Genomic DNA, 15,126 nt, shown 5'->3' on the forward strand with positions numbered 1-15,126 from the left:
GGCCGCCTTTTACAATCAATGCCCGCCCAGCACACCCGTGCGGACCGAGTAATCGACCGCCAGTTCGTAGTCCGGGTCATCGTCGCTATCGACCATAAGGTGGCCGGCCTTATTCAGCAGTTTGTGGCAATCCCGGCTGAGGTGGCGCAGCATGACGCGTTTGCCCGCAGCCTCGTATTTTCCAGCGATGTTCTCGATGGCCTGCAGCGCGGATTGATCCACGACGCGGCTTTCGGCAAAGTCCACGATTACAGTGTCAGGGTCGTTCTGAATATCAAACAGTTCAATGAATCCGTCGGACGAACCAAAGAACAAAGGCCCCTGAATCTCATAGACTTTTGCGCCCTCTTCCGTGGCCGAGTCCCGCGTGAATGCGTGAATGCGTTTAGCATTGTTCCAGGCATAGGCCAGCGCCGAGACAATCACACCGACAACCACGGCAACCGCAAGGTCTTCCATCACGGTCACAACAGTCACCAGAACAATGACGAACGCATCCATCAGGGGCACCTTGCGCATGATCTTGAACGAATTCCAGGCAAAGGTCCCGATCACCACCATGAACATCACACCAACCAGCGCGGCCAGCGGAATCTGCTCAATCAGCGGTGAGGCGAACAGGATGAACACCAGCAGGAACAGGGCTGCAGCAATCCCGGCGATGCGGGTACGACCGCCGGATTTTACGTTGATCATCGACTGACCGATCATCGCACAACCGCCCATGCCACCGAAGAATCCAGTCGCTACATTGGACACACCCTGCGCAATGCATTCTTGCGAGGCCCCTCCGCGCTTGCCGGTGATTTCACCAACGAGGTTCAGGGTCAGCAGGGATTCAATCAAGCCGATGGCGGCCAGAATGACAGCGTAAGGCAAGATGATCTCAAAGGTTTCCCAGTTCAGCGGCACCATCGGGATGTGAAACGCCGGCAGGCCGCCCTCAATTGAGGCCAGATCACCAACACGCGGCACATCAAGTCCAAAACCAATCACCAGCGCAGCCACAACAACAATCCCGGCCAATGGTGCAGGCACGATACGCGTGATACGCGGCATGACCCAGATAACGGCCATCGTCAGGGCAACCAGACCCAACATCGTGTAAAGCTGCAGGCCCGAAAGCCATTCACCGCCGCTTAGGCCGTGGCCGGTGTTTTCCATGGTGCCGGGCACCTTGAACTGACCCATCTGCGCCAAGAAAATCACGATTGCCAGACCATTCACAAACCCCAGCATCACCGGATGCGGCACCAGTCGGATGAACCGACCCCAATGCATCGCGCCTGCAATGACCTGCAAAACACCCATCAGAACCACCGTGGCGAAAAGGTATTCCACCCCGTGTTCAGCCACCAACGCCACCATCACAACAGCCAGAGCGCCGGTTGCGCCGGAGATCATGCCCGGCCGACCACCGATCAGCGCTGTAATCAAGCCCACCATGAACGCGGCATACAGTCCGACCAACGGGTGCACACCTGCGACAAAGGCAAATGCTACCGCCTCGGGGACCAGCGCCAGCGCAACCGTCAGGCCCGACAACAGCTCAATCCGCAGGCGCGAGACGGTCAGCCCCTCATCCGGCATCCAGCGGAGATCGGGTTTGGCTATACGATTGGCAAAGCTTGCCAGCATGGCTCGGGGCATGAGACGTCCTGTGGGGTTGTTTGTTCGCGCGAAAGATGCCTTTTACCTGTCATACCTGACATTAGATACTGCACCCAGCGGGACCCTGATATGCGTAAACCGCATAGCTAGCAAGCAAGTTACACAAACCCTTGAAGCCACTTGCCAAACCCGCGGCTGCCACGCAGAACTCTTACAACAGTTTTTCACGGAGAGCAGCCATGACCCAGACCAAAATCGCGATCATCGGCGGATCAGGTATTTACGACATCGACGGTTTGGAAAAAGCGAAATGGGTTACGGTCGAAACCCCATGGGGTGATCCTTCGGACCAGATCCTGACCGGATCGCTGAATGGCGTTGAGATGGCCTTTCTTCCTCGTCACGGGCGCGGCCACGTGCATTCCCCTACTGAAGTGCCTTACCGCGCCAATATCGATGCGCTGAAGCGACTGGGCGTGACGGATGTGATCTCGGTGTCGGCCTGCGGGTCGTTCCGCGAGCACATGGCGCCGGGTGATTTCGTGATCGTCGATCAGTTCATCGACCGGACATTCGCGCGCGAGAAGAGCTTTTTTGGCACCGGCTGCGTGGCCCATGTCAGCGTTGCACACCCCACCTGCCCGCGCCTGTCGGACGCGTGTGAGACTGCCGGTCGAGCGGCAGGGATAACCATCCATCGCGGCGGCACCTATCTGGCGATGGAGGGGCCGCAATTCTCGACATTGGCGGAATCCAAGGTGTACCGCGAACACTGGGGCTGCGACGTAATCGGCATGACCAACATGCCCGAGGCCAAACTCGCCCGCGAGGCCGAGCTTTGCTATGCCTCGATCGCCATGGTCACCGATTACGATAGCTGGCACCCGGATCACGGCGAGGTGGACGTCACCGCCATCATCGCCACACTAACCGGCAATGCCGAGAAAGGCCGTGCGCTTGTCAAAGGTCTGCCCGATCTGCTGGGCGCTGACCGCGCGCCCTGCCCTCATGGCTGCGACCGGGCACTGGAATATGCCATCCTGACCGCACCGGAGAAACGTGATCCCACCGTGTTGGCAAAATTGGATGCTGTTGCTGGTCGGATTCTCTGACCGGCAACTTTAGTTGGCTGGCAAAGACTGTTGAACCTGATCCCACAATCCGTGCGACCAGAGGTCGTTGTGTGTGCCGTCCGGGATGACATAGATCTGCGCCGTCTCCCCGGCCATCGCGGCCAAAGCTTCCCCGTGATGCAGTGGAACCGTTTCATCCTCGGTCCCGTGGAATATCAAAGTCGGAACGGTGACGTTCCCGATCAAATCACGGGTCGCGAACTGATCCCGCATCAGGGCATGCACCGGTAGCCAGGGATATCTTTCCGCCGCGACGTCCACCGTGGCTGTAAAGGGTGCCTCAAGCACCAGCAGCTGTGCATTTGGGCGCTGTTCAGCTACGGCGGTCGCAACGGCTGTTCCAAGACTTTGGCCGTGCAACACAACGTCCGCACCTTGGCGATCCAGCTGGTCATACATCTGGATGCCGTCGGAAATTAGCGCCATCTCGGACGGTTCGCCCTCGCTGCCCGGATATCCACGGTAGCTGGGGGCCAGCAGGCCGAAGCCACTGTTGAGGATCTCTCTCATCCGATCGGACCGGTCGCCCAGGTTGCCCGATTGGCCATGAAAGAACAAAACTGTCGGCGCATCATCGGTCGCGGGCGGGGCGGACCACGCGGTCAGCGTAACGCCATCGGACATTGTGAAGGAAACGGACTCCACATCAGCCAACCCTACCGTGTTGGGCGCTGGTAATTCTCCGTCCGGTTTGAACAACAGCGATTGCTGGTTCACATACATGTACCCCACGATGCCCGCATAGATCACCGCGAGGACCGGAACCAAAAGGATCAGCGCGCCCTTTAGGTGGGCAAGCCGCGAGTGGCTGGTTTCAGGTGCCGCGTTCGCGCGTGTTTGATCTGTTTGAACCATCGGCCTCTCCGAAGTGTTGCGTCCGCTCCAAGGTCGGTGGCCCAAGGAACCGTTTCAAGCCGCGCGGGTTACACTTAATCCAATCTTAAAACTTGTTGCCGCGTTGCACAGCCCCGGTTCTTTTTTGCCCTTCATCTTGAAAAATCGCCTGTACTGCACCGATCTGTGGTTCGCACGGCACCGTCAAAACACTGGCGAAACAGAGGGATAGCATGAAGCGACTTGAGGCATTGGACGCAGCCCGGTTTCTGGCGTTTTGCGGAATGGTTCTGGTGAATTTCCGCATTGCCGCTCAGGTCGCCCCCGGCAATGACTGGGCCTCGACCCTGATCGATTTGCTTGAAGGCCGCGCGGCCGCTTTGTTCGTCATCCTGGCCGGCATCGGAATTGGGATATCCTCTGTTTCAGCGTCGGTGCTGCTGCGGCGCGCGGTGTTTCTGTTCGCTCTCGGTCTGATCAACATGACCGTATTTGACGCCGATATCCTGCATTTCTACGCCGTGTACTTCGTTGTTGGCGCTGCTTTCCTGACGGCACCAACCCGTGCATTGTGGTTGGGTTCAGTTGGGGTGGTGGCGCTGGCTGTCCTCGCTGTCATGATTTTCAACTACGACCTTGGCTGGGACTGGGAAACGCTGACATACACCGACCTTTGGACCCTGCCCGGTTTTTTGCGTAACCTGTTTTTCAACGGCTGGCACCCGGTCCTTCCCTGGGCGGCGTTCCTGTTGATCGGAATGGCTATTGGACGATCCGAACTGCACACGATCTGCATTCAACACAGGCTGATTATGTGGGGGTTCGGAGCTGCCATATTTGCCCTGTTTCCGCAAATGTTGACCTCGGACCCTGATCTGGTGATCTATCTGGGAACCGCGTCCATCCCACCGGGACCGTTCTACATTATTGCCGGAACCGGCTCGGCTTGCGTGGTGATCGGATTGCTGTTGAAGCTGTGGCCCAAGATCGAAAAGTTGCGCATCGGCCCAGCCCTGACCGCGCCCGGTCGGCAGAGCCTGACGCTCTATGTGGTGCACATCCTGATCGGCATGGGCATACTGGAGGAGGCCGGGTTGCTGAACGGGTCACTGAACGCCCCGCAGATCGCGGGTTACGCTGTTGCGTTCTGCGCCGCGTCCTCGATCTTTGCCCTATTGTGGTCCCGCAAATTCAAACGCGGTCCGCTTGAGGCGCTGATGCGTCTGACAACGCAACCACGCAGGGCTTGACCTTGCGCGCTGGTCCGGGCTTGCTGCGGGAAACGTATTCACAGGATTTCCGATGTCCCTTGACCTTTGGCTCGCCTTTGTCGCTGCATCTACCGCCTTACTATTGATCCCAGGCCCGACGGTCTTGCTGGTGCTCAGCTATGCCCTATCCAAGGGGCGCAGCGTGGCTGTCGCCTCGGCGACGGGTGTAGCTGTTGGAGATCTGGTGGCTATGACGGCCTCTCTTTTGGGGCTTGGTGCGCTGGTCCTGGCCTCGGCTGCCCTATTCACGGCCCTCAAATGGGTCGGTGCCGCCTATTTGGTCTGGCTGGGGATCAAACTGTTGCGCAGCGCGCCATCAGGCGGGCTTGAGACTGTGGACACCGGGCGCAATGTCACCGCACACAGCGTTTTTGGCCATGCTGCCGCCGTCACCGCGTTGAACCCGAAATCTATCGCGTTTTTTATCGCTTTCGTTCCTCAGTTTCTGCGCCCGGCTGACCCGCTCGGACCGCAATTTGCTATCCTGATCGCAACCTTTGTGGGGCTGGCATGGCTGAATTCGCTGGCATACGCCCTTTTGGCGGACCACCTGCGCCAGATGATCGGCCGTTCGGGCGTCGTCACCGCAATGACCCGGTTCGGAGGGCTGGCATTAATCGGGATGGGAGTGGCCACCGCTGTTCTGCGCCGCCCGGCCTGAGGGCTCAGCTCTCAGCGTGTTCCTTCATGAAACCGCGAATGAACCGCCGGATTTCTCGCGCGGCCGACGTGTCCAACTCTTTGCATAGCTGAACAAACTCGTCCCGTTCATCCTTATCCAGCCGCAGGACCAACTGACTGTTTTTCTTCGTTGAAATCTTACTGTCTTTCGTTCCCACGCGTCCCATTCCCATCAAATTCCCAGGCCTGTAAGATAGGCTTTGTATATACTTCGCATATATTTTGTAATTCACGAGCACCTAACAACAAAAGAAGGTTATGGCAACGAACCTTCATGTCGCTCAGGCGATTTTTTCAAAAGATCAAGGCAAGGGGCACAAACCATATCTGACGCGGCCGGTCGATGCACTGTATCGCGACCACCGTCAGTCGAAACGCCGCACGCCTGGGGCGGCAATCTTTCCTTGCATGACTCACACCAATGGGCCAAACAGCCCAGCGTGTTTTGACGCCAGAGGGGATGGCCATGTCCAGAAACAAGTCGGTCAAAGATTACATTCGGACCATCGTGGATTTCCCACATGAAGGGATCATGTTCCGGGACGTCACGACCCTGTTCGCGGATCCGCGCGGTTTCCGCATGGCGATCGATCAAATGCTGCACCCCTATGCCGGTGAGCGCATCGACAAGGTCGTTGGCCTCGAGGCGCGTGGCTTTATCCTAGGCGGCGCAATCGCGCACCAGCTAAGCGTCGGATTCGTGCCCATCCGCAAAAAGGGCAAGCTGCCGGGAACCACGATCAGTCAAGACTACAAGCTTGAATACGGCGAGGCGATTGTCGAAATCCACGACGACGCCATCCAACCGGGTGAAAAAATCCTCGTGGTCGATGATCTGCTGGCAACAGGTGGCACCGCAGCTGCCGGAATCAAACTGATCGAAAGACTGGGCGGCGAGATCGTCTCATGCTCGTTCATTATCGACTTGCCCGAATTGGGTGGGCGCAAGGCTTTGGAAGATATGGGCATGGACGTCCACGTCCTGTGCGAATTCGAAGGTCTTTGACAGGCTGCGCATTCACAAGATCGTGAGTGGAAACCTGAAACCGCGCTGGCTTAGCGCGGTTTTTCTTTGGATCAACCCGAACTTATCGACATATTCAGTGATCTCCCTTTGATGCCGCCCCGTATCCCGATTGATGCCACCAAGGGCATTCCAACAAGGGATATCATACCATGTTTCGCAAACTCGCAATTGCCGGTGTCGCAAGCTTTCTCGTAGGAACGGCCGCTTATGCAGATGGTCACTCCAAGGATATTGTCGACACCGCCGTCGGCGCTGGCAGCTTTGAAACTCTCGTGGCAGCCGTTCAGGCCGCAGAGCTTGTCGATACGCTCAAAGGTGAAGGCCCATTCACCGTCTTTGCCCCCACTGATGACGCCTTTGCCGCTCTGCCCGAAGGCACAGTTGATACCCTTCTGAAGCCCGAGAACAAGGATCAGCTGGTAGCCATCCTGACCTATCATGTGGTGCCCGGCAAAGTGATGTCAGGCGATCTGTCCGATGACATGACAGCGGCAACCGTACAAGGCGGAGAAGTCAAGATTGACCTTGATAACGGCGTAATGGTCAACGACGCGAACGTTGTTCAGGCAGACATCGAGACATCGAACGGCGTCATCCACGTGATTGACAAAGTTATTCTGCCCGCATCGTGAACCCAGCGCGCGGCCTGTATTAAATAGGCCGCGCCTACGCCTTTAGAACGGCACCCGGATTCATGATCCCTTTTGGATCGATTGCGGCCTTGATCGAGCGCATCGCCGACAGCTTTACCGGATCGCCATAGCGGCCAAGATCATCCGTTTTCAAACGCCCTATACCGTGTTCTGCGCTAATCGATCCACCGAACTCATGCACCAAATCATGCACCACGTGTTTTATCGTTTGCCGCTGTTCGTCATACTCTGAACGGCTATGCCCCTGCGGCGGGAACACGTTGTAGTGAAGGTTGCCGTCACCAAGATGCCCAAAACAGTTAATCCGGAAATCACCCAACCCGCGCACAATTTCGGACCCTCGCAGTATGAACTCGGGGATTTGCGAGATCGGGACCGAGATATCATGGCTCGAGACCGAACCGATCAACCGGTTGGCTTCGGGAATGAGCTCACGTACGGCCCAAAGCTCCATTCGTTGCGCTTCGCTTTGGGCTATGACCGCGTCACCTACAAGCCCACGCGCCTCCGCTGTTTCGAACAACGCCATCAGCGCGTCTGACGGTGACGCACCGCCGGAAAGCCCCAATTCAACAAGCACCATCCACTCAGGCTGGACGTCAAAGGGTTGGCGGATATCGGGCAAAACCTCGGACAGGAATTGCAGGCCTTGCTTGTGGATCAGCTCAAAGGTGCTGACCCCCTCGCCCACCTGATCGCGTGCCAGCGCCAGCAATTCAATGGCAGCATTCGGAGAGGTCACCTGGAACATCGCGGTGCCGGTTTCGGTCGGACGCGGGTACAGCTTCAACGACGCGGCTGTGATGATCCCCAGTGTACCTTCCGCCCCGATCAGCAGGTTGCGCAGATCATACCCAGTGTTGTCCTTTCGCAATCGGCTGAGGCCGTGCCAGATTTCACCATTCGGAAGAACTGCTTCCAACCCAAGACACAGATCGCGCGCATTCCCATAGCGCAATACATTGACCCCACCCGCATTCGTCGCAAGATTTCCTCCAATCCGGCAAGACCCTTGCGCCGCCAATGCCAACGGGAACAATCGATCAGCTTCTTCCGCAGCAGCATGAACATCGGCCAGAATGGCACCGGCCTCGGCGATTAGAATGTTCTCGGTCGGATAAACCGCGCGGATGGCTGACATCCGCTCCAGTGAAACAAGCAACGGAGCCGGGCCGTCGGTCATCACCTGCCCGCCAACCAATCCGGTGCCGCCACCATAAGGCACGACGGGAACCAAAGCATCCGAGGCGAGCCGAACAAGCGTCGAAACCTGTTCTACCGACTTCGGCAGCGCCAGAACGCCGACACGGCCTGCGAACCTGCGGCGCGGCTCTTCCAGGTATCGTTCCTCGACAGGGTGCAGAATATCATCGCCCAGCGCAGTGCGGATTGATTGGGCAAAATTGTCATCGGCAGGGTTTAGTTTCATACCCTTTCCTTGCCCAAGCAACCGCGTCGCCACAAGCCCTATTCCAGCTCAATGAGGTATTGAGGCTCGAGCACAACAACAGTCGGGCGATCGGGCAACGTGCGCAAGGACACCGTGATCTCGGACACGCCTTTGCGTTCAACCGGAAAATCTTCGCGGATATCGACCAGGAACCTGTCCAGCGAAAAGCTGGAAAACCAGTGCATCGGAATAATGACCGAGCTTTTCAGCCGCTTCAAAACCGTGATCATTTCCGGCAACGGCATCGTCGTTCCGCCATCCACCGCGGCCATCACAACGTCCAAACGCCCAAGTGCAGCAAATTGTTCATCCGACGGCACATGATGCAGATGACCCAGATGGCCTATGCACAGCCCTTCAACTTCGAACACAAAGATCGAATTCCCGCGTTCCTCATAGCCGCCATACGAGGATCGGATGTCGGTTGAGACATTGCGCACCAACATCTCTTCCAGATCAAGGTAGTGTTCGATGCCCTGCCCGAACTCGCCCCACCCCGGCAATACATTCGGAATGGCCGGGTCCGGGTGGGCGGTCCAATGGGTGCTGTGGGCGTGGTTCATTGTGACCACGTCCGGGATCAGATCGGCACTGCCGATAAAGCCGGTGAAGTCCGTCACCGCGTTTAACCCGCCCTGGGTCTGAATCAGAAAGGACGCGTGAGCAATATAGCTGATCCGAACCGAGAACTCCGGCACCGGGTCCTGCCAAGCTGCTTTGTGAATATACTCAATCCCCGGTGCGGCATCCGCGATGGCAATGCAATGGCTCGGCCGCCGCTCCTGCGCCGAAGCCCCACCCGAGATCACCATCAATACCGCAACAATCCAGCGCATGTCCGGAGTGTAGCGCAGAACACGGGTAAGTCACGCCTGCAGATATCGCGTGAGTGAATTCACGGACTTGGCATTTTCTAGGAGCAATTCAGAGAACGATGCACTTCCGCAGCTTGAAGGGCCGTGAAACTTTCGCCACACGTAACGCTTGAGCCAACGGATCACTTACAAAAAATGCGCGGCGCATTTTTGTGTCAATCCAGATATCCGGGCCATCCAATGCTATCGCGCTCACGGCGATGTCATTGTCTTTCATGACCAACGGTGGCTGATAAACTTCTTGATTTTCGTAGGGTCTATCAATGTTCGGAGATTGATCTGTCAGCACTGCAGCTTTTTGATTGCCGAAGTTCAGACAATAATATTCTCCTTCAACCGGAGTGGCACGGTCATGTTGAAACAGTTTGACTGGATAGAGATTCCCGTCGCCAAGATCAAACTGGCGCAGAACTGTCGCACACGCAGCGGACACGGTCCATGCACCCGCAGCCATAAAGAAGTCTGGTTGCTTCTTCTCTTTTTTGTCTTTGTAATCGGCAAATACCTCCGAAGGGAAGAAATCCGCTGTAAGCGGCTCTCCTCGGACATTTCGGGTGTTTGCGTCCGCTGTGAACTTCAGATCATTATCCCAACGATCAGAATGAAATCCTTTCAACGCCGCAGTGCCCACCATTGCATCGCTGATCCAGATCACTGGCTTTTTGAGCCGCACCATCGTCCTACCCTGCGTCCGTCTTCCCGCGCCGGTCCGACCTTAGGCTGGCATACAGCACATGTGTCCGCCACCGCCCGTTGATCTGCAGATACGACTGCGCCACGCCCTCGTATTTGAACCCCGAACTTTCCAACAAGCCACGTGACGGTTTGTTCTCGGGCAGGCAGGCAGCCTCTATCCTACTCAGGTCCAGTCGGGTAAAGGCGTGATGAACGATCGCACCAATGGCCTCGCGCATGTAACCCTGACGGGCAAAAGACTGGCCCGTCCAATATCCCAAGGTTCCTGCCTGCGCCGGGCCGCGACGGACATTGTCCAGCGTGATGGCGCCCAGAAGTACATCATCCGTGCGACGGAACAAAAACAGTGGGATCGCCGTCCCACCGGCCACGGAGCGCTGCGCCCAATAAACCCTGTTGGTAAAGGACTTGCGGCTCAGATGATCCTTGGCCCAGATCGGCTCCCACGGGGTCAGGTATTGCTGCGACGCGCGCCGTAGCGCCGCCCAGTCGTTAAAGTCGGAATGCGCGGGCGGGCGCAAGCTCAGGCGCTCGGTTTCAAGTTTCAGCTTGCGTCTGCCCAACAGCATCACGCCGCACGCCTCTCCTGCAATTGCGCCAGCGTGGGTGCGCCCGAGACAGGACCGTAAAGCGCCAGCGCAGCAGGGGCCTGCACTGCCATCTGCTCGGCGAAGGCACGCACATCTTCGGTGCTGACGGCGTCGATCTTGGCCACGGCATCCTCAAGCGAGGGAACCCGGTCCCAGATCTGCACCAGACGCGCCAGACGTTCCGCCCGGTTCGACGGGCTTTCCAGCCCCATCAGCATACCGGCTTTCATCTGCGCGCGGGCGCGGGCAACCTCTTCGGCGCTCATGTCTTCGGCGGCGCGCTTCATCTCATCAATCGTTATGCTGGCCAGCTCTGCGACCTGATCTGCTGACGTTCCGGCGTAGATCGTCGTCGTGCCGGTATCGGCATAAGCTCCGGTCTGCGCAAAGATCGTGTAGCACAACCCGCGTGTTTCGCGCACTTCCTGGAACAAGCGAGAGGACATGCCTCCGCCAAGCGCCGTCGAATAAATCTGTGCGGTATAGATCGCATCGTCGCGATAGCCGGGGCTTTCCAGCGCCAGCGCGAAATGCGCCTGCTCCAGCTCTTTCTCCTGCCGCGCTTCGCCGCCAGTGAAACGGGCGGTTTCCGGGATCAGCCCCTTGCACGGTTTAAGATGGCCAAACAACGCCTCAGCGGTTTTCATCAGCGCATCGTGATCAACGGCACCAGCAGCAGACAGGATCATCTGTTCGGGTCCATAGTGTTCTGCCACAAACCCGGACAAATCTTCGCGCGAAAACGCGCTGACACGTTCGGTCGGACCCAGAATGGTTCGACCCAGCGGTTGATCGTGATAGCTCTGCTCTTGCAACCAATCAAAGATCACATCGTCGGGTGTGTCATAGGCCTGACCGATTTCCTGTAGGATCACACCGCGTTCAACTTCGATCTCACGCGGGTCGAAGATCGGGTTCAGAACGATGTCACCGATGACATCCATCGCCAGCGCCACATCGTCTTTGAGAACACGCGCGTAATAAGCCGTCACCTCGCGCGACGTGTAGGCGTTGATATACCCGCCCACGTCCTCAATCGCCTCGGCGATTTGCAAAGCTGAACGACGCTTGGTTCCCTTGAAAGCCATATGCTCCAAGAAATGCGCAATACCGTTCTGTTCAATCCGCTCGTGCCGCCCACCGGCGGTCACCCAGATGCCGATGGCAGCCGATTGCAACCCCGGCATATGTTCACTGACGATACGAAATCCGTTCTTCAGTTGGTCTTGTCTGACAGTCACTCAGCGATATGCCTTCTGATATGATCCTCGAGAGTGCCCAGATCGTTGGCAATGCTGGTCACCCGTTCCGGACGTTCATACAGATCAGACATGCGGGATGGAAGAGGCGGATGCGTGCCGCTTGCCTTCTCGACCGCTGCTGGGAATTTTGCGGGGTGCGCGGTGGCCAGCGTGATCATCGGAACGTCGGTCGAGCGATGTTCTTCCGCAACCTTGATGCCCACGGCGGTATGCGGGCACACCAGTTCCGCACTATGGGTCAGAGTGGACTTGATTGTCGCCAGCGTTTCATCCTCTGAGACTCGGCCCGAGTCAAAGCTCTCGCGCAGCGCTTCCATCGCGCCCTGACTGACGTTAAAGCCGCCGGTCTTCAATTCATCCATCAACTGCGCGACAGCGCCGCCATCTTCACCGTACGCATAGTAGAGCGCACGCTCAAAGTTCGAACTGACCTGAATGTCCATCGACGGGCTGATCGAGGGGATGGTGTCGCCCTTGAAGTACCCCTCGCCCGACAGGCAACGGTGCAGAATGTCGTTCTGGTTGGTTGCGACAACCAGACGATCAATTGGCAGGCCCATGCGCTTGGCAAGGTAGCCCGCGAAGATGTCACCGAAATTGCCGGTCGGCACCGTAAAGCTGACTTTGCGATGTGGTGCGCCGAGGCTGACAGCAGCGGAGAAGTAGTAGACGATTTGCGCCAGAACACGGGCAAAGTTGATCGAATTCACGCCAGCCAGCTTCACGCCGTCGCGGAAGTCGAAATCGTTGAACATGTCCTTTAGCGCGGCCTGACAATCGTCAAAATCGCCGTCCACGGCCAACGCATGCACGTTGCGGTCCGCGGGTGTCGTCATCTGCCGACGCTGCACTTCCGAAACTCGGCCATGCGGGAACAGGATGAACACGTCCACGGCGTCGAGCCCCCGGAACGCTTCAATCGCAGCCGATCCGGTGTCACCGCTGGTCGCGCCAACGATGGTCACACGGTCGCCACGGCGCTTCAGCGCCACCTGAAACAGTTGACCGATCAGCTGCATGGCGAAGTCTTTGAAGGCCAAGGTCGGCCCGTGGAACAGCTCCAACAGGAAGTGGTTTTCGTTCAACTGCTTCAATGGCGCGCGGGCGTCATGGCCGAAGCCTTCGTAGGCGCGGCCGATGATCTCTTTGAACTCACTCTCACCGAAAGATCCGCTGACATAGGGCCACATCACCCGGAACGCGATTTCCTCAAAGGGCAGTCCGGCCAGTGCCGCGATCTCATCCTGCGTCATCACCGGGATCTCGGCAGGCAGGTACAGACCACCGTCACGAGCCAATCCGGTCAGCATCGCCTCTTCAAACGTCAGTTCGGGCGCCTGCCCGCGGGTCGAGATGTATTTCATGTCGCGTCACTCTCAGAAGGGGCGCGGCTGCGCCACAGAAAATATCCGGTCATCGCGGCCCAGACCAAAGCCAGGCCAAACCATGTTATTGCATATTGCAAGTGATCATTCGGGATACCCGTCACCGAAACAGGCAAGGGTGTGATGTTGGGGTCGGTTTGCGACCGCGCGATTAGCAGAACAGGCTCAGCCCCAAGTGCGGCGGCCAGGTTCGGTACATCGCGGGCAAACCATATATTGTCGTCAATATCCGGCTCAGGCGTGTAGCCGTCAATTTCGTCCGGCCAGTGCAGATTTCCAGTGATCTCCATCGGTCCATTCAGCCTTTGATCGTGCTTCGCGGTCACAGGAACAAAGCCCCGGTCCACAAGAATTGTCCGGTCATTTGTGCTAAAAGACTGGATGATGCGATAGCCCGCCCCAACCTGTTTGACCGAGACAAGAACGTGGATCTCGCCCGGCTCGACCTCGCCCGCAATTGTGACCGGCAGGTACTTATCAGCATCAGGCAACACGGTGTCAGGCAAATCAACCGGATCGGCTGAAATCCGATTTTCAATTTCGGCTAAAACGCCTTGTTTCCACGCCAACCGCTGCATTTGCCAGACACCCAGCGACACAAGGATCGCCAGACCGGCAATGCCAAAGATCATCAGAAAGAGAATGCGGCGCATGTCAGGACCAGGTTGTGTTGTTCGAAGGCTCTGCAAGAGCCGGCGTCTTGTTAAGGGCTGCAGCCGCAGAAAGGCAACCTTGCAATTGTATGGGGCGCAATCTTGCGCCCCGAATAGAGAAAAAGCCGCCCCAAAAGGGCGGCTTTTGCAATTTGTTCGCCCGTCTGGCGCTACATCAACGGCGCCTGGCCCCAGATGTATACTGCGAAGAACAGGAACAGCCAGACAACGTCAACGAAGTGCCAGTACCAGGCAGCCGCCTCAAACCCGACGTGTTTCTCAGGCGTGAAGTCACCCTTGAGCGCCCGGATTAAGCACACTGACAGGAAGATGGTACCGATAAGAACGTGGAACCCGTGAAAGCCGGTTGCCATGAAGAAGTTCGAATAGAACTGATCACCGCCGAATTTCCAGCCTTCATGCGCCAGCAGCTCATAGTATTCAAATGCCTGCAGACCGGTGAACGCGACACCCAGAGCGATACCGATGGCCAGCCCTTGCACCAGCGCCTTGCGATCATTGCCGTGCACCAGCGCGTGGTGCGCCCAGGTGATTGCACAGCCCGACAGCAGCAGGACCAGTGTGTTGATCAGCGGCAGGTGGAACGGGTCAACAGCATGAATGTCAGGTTGGATGTATTCGGTACCGGCATAGTCGTACATCGGGTACATGCGATGTTTAAAGAACGACCAGAACCAGGCAAAGAAGAACATCACCTCGGACATAACGAACAGGATGAAGCCATAGCGCAGGCCGATGCGGACGACTGGTGTATGATCGCCCTGGCGGCTCTCGACCACAACCTCGGACCACCATGCGAACATGGTGTAAAGAACGGCCACCAGGCCGGCCCAGAACATCCACGAGGTAACCCCGTGCATCCACAGGACGGCTCCGAACAGCATCACAAAGCCGCCGATCGCGCCGATCAGAGGCCAGATCGACGGGGCCAGAATGTGATAATCATGGTTTTTTGCGTGTGCCATCAGCGTCCCTCACCTACAG

General features: G+C 57.5%; 16 protein-coding genes. 5 read left to right on the forward strand and 11 right to left on the reverse strand.

The window, feature by feature from the left end; genetic code table 11:
* Nucleotides 1-15: 15 nt before the first annotated feature.
* Nucleotides 16-1,650, reverse strand: a complete 1,635-nt coding sequence (locus tag AC2FLJ_RS18995; RefSeq protein WP_496707173.1) for a SulP family inorganic anion transporter — start codon at nucleotides 1,648-1,650, stop codon at nucleotides 16-18.
* A gap of 200 nt (nucleotides 1,651-1,850) precedes the next feature.
* On the opposite strand from AC2FLJ_RS18995, the gene AC2FLJ_RS19000 reads away from it, so the two are divergent.
* Nucleotides 1,851-2,723 (forward strand): S-methyl-5'-thioadenosine phosphorylase, encoded by an 873-nt coding sequence (locus AC2FLJ_RS19000; protein ID WP_282120020.1) that lies wholly within the window; start codon nucleotides 1,851-1,853, stop codon nucleotides 2,721-2,723.
* A gap of 9 nt (nucleotides 2,724-2,732) precedes the next feature.
* Here AC2FLJ_RS19000 and AC2FLJ_RS19005 read toward each other — a convergent pair whose 3' ends face one another.
* Entirely contained in the window at nucleotides 2,733-3,599 is an 867-nt protein-coding gene (locus tag AC2FLJ_RS19005) for an alpha/beta hydrolase (RefSeq protein WP_496699805.1), read from the reverse strand.
* Between the two features lie 212 nt (nucleotides 3,600-3,811).
* On the opposite strand from AC2FLJ_RS19005, the gene AC2FLJ_RS19010 reads away from it, so the two are divergent.
* Both AC2FLJ_RS19010 and AC2FLJ_RS19015 read left to right on the forward strand, forming a co-directional pair.
* Nucleotides 3,812-4,828: a DUF418 domain-containing protein gene (locus AC2FLJ_RS19010; RefSeq protein ID WP_496707175.1), complete on the forward strand. Its 1,017-nt coding sequence runs from the start codon at nucleotides 3,812-3,814 to the stop codon at nucleotides 4,826-4,828.
* A 52-nt stretch (nucleotides 4,829-4,880) separates the two neighbouring features.
* Complete coding sequence (locus AC2FLJ_RS19015; protein ID WP_282169121.1) at nucleotides 4,881-5,510, forward strand: LysE family translocator; 630 nt, start codon at nucleotides 4,881-4,883, stop codon at nucleotides 5,508-5,510.
* 4 nt (nucleotides 5,511-5,514) lie between these two features.
* Here AC2FLJ_RS19015 and AC2FLJ_RS19020 read toward each other — a convergent pair whose 3' ends face one another.
* Entirely contained in the window at nucleotides 5,515-5,688 is a 174-nt protein-coding gene (locus tag AC2FLJ_RS19020; RefSeq protein ID WP_282153539.1) for a hypothetical protein, read from the reverse strand.
* A gap of 308 nt (nucleotides 5,689-5,996) precedes the next feature.
* Between AC2FLJ_RS19020 and AC2FLJ_RS19025 the strand changes: the two genes are divergently transcribed.
* Complete coding sequence (locus AC2FLJ_RS19025; RefSeq protein ID WP_058272309.1) at nucleotides 5,997-6,536, forward strand: adenine phosphoribosyltransferase; 540 nt, start codon at nucleotides 5,997-5,999, stop codon at nucleotides 6,534-6,536.
* A gap of 170 nt (nucleotides 6,537-6,706) precedes the next feature.
* On the forward strand, nucleotides 6,707-7,189 hold the full coding sequence (locus AC2FLJ_RS19030; RefSeq protein ID WP_496707176.1) for a fasciclin domain-containing protein: 483 nt from the start codon (nucleotides 6,707-6,709) through the stop codon (nucleotides 7,187-7,189).
* Nucleotides 7,190-7,223: 34 nt separating this feature from the next.
* Here AC2FLJ_RS19030 and AC2FLJ_RS19035 read toward each other — a convergent pair whose 3' ends face one another.
* The 8 genes from AC2FLJ_RS19035 to AC2FLJ_RS19070 all read right to left on the reverse strand — a co-directional run bounded on the left by AC2FLJ_RS19035 (nucleotide 7,224) and on the right by AC2FLJ_RS19070 (nucleotide 15,107).
* Nucleotides 7,224-8,639: an FAD-binding oxidoreductase gene (locus tag AC2FLJ_RS19035; protein ID WP_496707178.1), complete on the reverse strand. Its 1,416-nt coding sequence runs from the start codon at nucleotides 8,637-8,639 to the stop codon at nucleotides 7,224-7,226.
* Between the two features lie 38 nt (nucleotides 8,640-8,677).
* Nucleotides 8,678-9,496: an MBL fold metallo-hydrolase gene (locus AC2FLJ_RS19040; protein ID WP_496707180.1), complete on the reverse strand. Its 819-nt coding sequence runs from the start codon at nucleotides 9,494-9,496 to the stop codon at nucleotides 8,678-8,680.
* Nucleotides 9,497-9,584: 88 nt separating this feature from the next.
* A complete protein-coding gene (locus AC2FLJ_RS19045) occupies nucleotides 9,585-10,211 on the reverse strand; it encodes an imm11 family protein (protein ID WP_496699807.1) in 627 nt (208 codons plus the stop codon).
* A 4-nt stretch (nucleotides 10,212-10,215) separates the two neighbouring features.
* Nucleotides 10,216-10,800, reverse strand: coding sequence for a GNAT family N-acetyltransferase (locus tag AC2FLJ_RS19050; RefSeq protein WP_496707182.1), 585 nt, complete (start codon nucleotides 10,798-10,800; stop codon nucleotides 10,216-10,218).
* Nucleotides 10,800-12,062: a M16 family metallopeptidase gene (locus AC2FLJ_RS19055; protein ID WP_113790541.1), complete on the reverse strand. Its 1,263-nt coding sequence runs from the start codon at nucleotides 12,060-12,062 to the stop codon at nucleotides 10,800-10,802. The genes AC2FLJ_RS19050 and AC2FLJ_RS19055 overlap by 1 nt, the downstream gene beginning before the upstream one ends.
* A complete protein-coding gene (thrC, locus tag AC2FLJ_RS19060) occupies nucleotides 12,059-13,447 on the reverse strand; it encodes a threonine synthase (protein WP_496707184.1) in 1,389 nt (462 codons plus the stop codon). The genes AC2FLJ_RS19055 and thrC overlap by 4 nt, the downstream gene beginning before the upstream one ends.
* Nucleotides 13,444-14,121 carry an SURF1 family protein gene (locus tag AC2FLJ_RS19065; protein ID WP_282169115.1) on the reverse strand — a complete coding sequence of 226 codons (678 nt, stop codon included), beginning with the start codon at nucleotides 14,119-14,121 and terminating at the stop codon, nucleotides 13,444-13,446. Before AC2FLJ_RS19065 ends, thrC begins: the two co-directional genes overlap by 4 nt.
* Before the next feature lie 170 nt (nucleotides 14,122-14,291).
* Entirely contained in the window at nucleotides 14,292-15,107 is an 816-nt protein-coding gene (locus AC2FLJ_RS19070) for a cytochrome c oxidase subunit 3 (protein WP_058272267.1), read from the reverse strand.
* Nucleotides 15,108-15,126: the final 19 nt, after the last annotated feature.

Source organism: Ruegeria sp. CDSA034 (genome assembly GCF_059612275.1).

Coding starts and splice junctions, on each gene's coding strand:
- AC2FLJ_RS18995 (WP_496707173.1), bottom strand. CDS start 1,650: ATGCCCCGAGCCATGCTGGCAAGCTTTGCCAATCGTATAGCCAAACCC.
- AC2FLJ_RS19000 (WP_282120020.1), top strand. CDS start 1,851: ATGACCCAGACCAAAATCGCGATCATCGGCGGATCAGGTATTTACGAC.
- AC2FLJ_RS19005 (WP_496699805.1), bottom strand. CDS start 3,599: ATGGTTCAAACAGATCAAACACGCGCGAACGCGGCACCTGAAACCAGC.
- AC2FLJ_RS19010 (WP_496707175.1), top strand. CDS start 3,812: ATGAAGCGACTTGAGGCATTGGACGCAGCCCGGTTTCTGGCGTTTTGC.
- AC2FLJ_RS19015 (WP_282169121.1), top strand. CDS start 4,881: ATGTCCCTTGACCTTTGGCTCGCCTTTGTCGCTGCATCTACCGCCTTA.
- AC2FLJ_RS19025 (WP_058272309.1), top strand. CDS start 5,997: ATGTCCAGAAACAAGTCGGTCAAAGATTACATTCGGACCATCGTGGAT.
- AC2FLJ_RS19030 (WP_496707176.1), top strand. CDS start 6,707: ATGTTTCGCAAACTCGCAATTGCCGGTGTCGCAAGCTTTCTCGTAGGA.
- AC2FLJ_RS19035 (WP_496707178.1), bottom strand. CDS start 8,639: ATGAAACTAAACCCTGCCGATGACAATTTTGCCCAATCAATCCGCACT.
- AC2FLJ_RS19040 (WP_496707180.1), bottom strand. CDS start 9,496: ATGCGCTGGATTGTTGCGGTATTGATGGTGATCTCGGGTGGGGCTTCG.
- AC2FLJ_RS19045 (WP_496699807.1), bottom strand. CDS start 10,211: ATGGTGCGGCTCAAAAAGCCAGTGATCTGGATCAGCGATGCAATGGTG.
- AC2FLJ_RS19050 (WP_496707182.1), bottom strand. CDS start 10,800: ATGCTGTTGGGCAGACGCAAGCTGAAACTTGAAACCGAGCGCCTGAGC.
- thrC (WP_496707184.1), bottom strand. CDS start 13,447: ATGAAATACATCTCGACCCGCGGGCAGGCGCCCGAACTGACGTTTGAA.
- AC2FLJ_RS19065 (WP_282169115.1), bottom strand. CDS start 14,121: ATGCGCCGCATTCTCTTTCTGATGATCTTTGGCATTGCCGGTCTGGCG.
- AC2FLJ_RS19070 (WP_058272267.1), bottom strand. CDS start 15,107: ATGGCACACGCAAAAAACCATGATTATCACATTCTGGCCCCGTCGATC.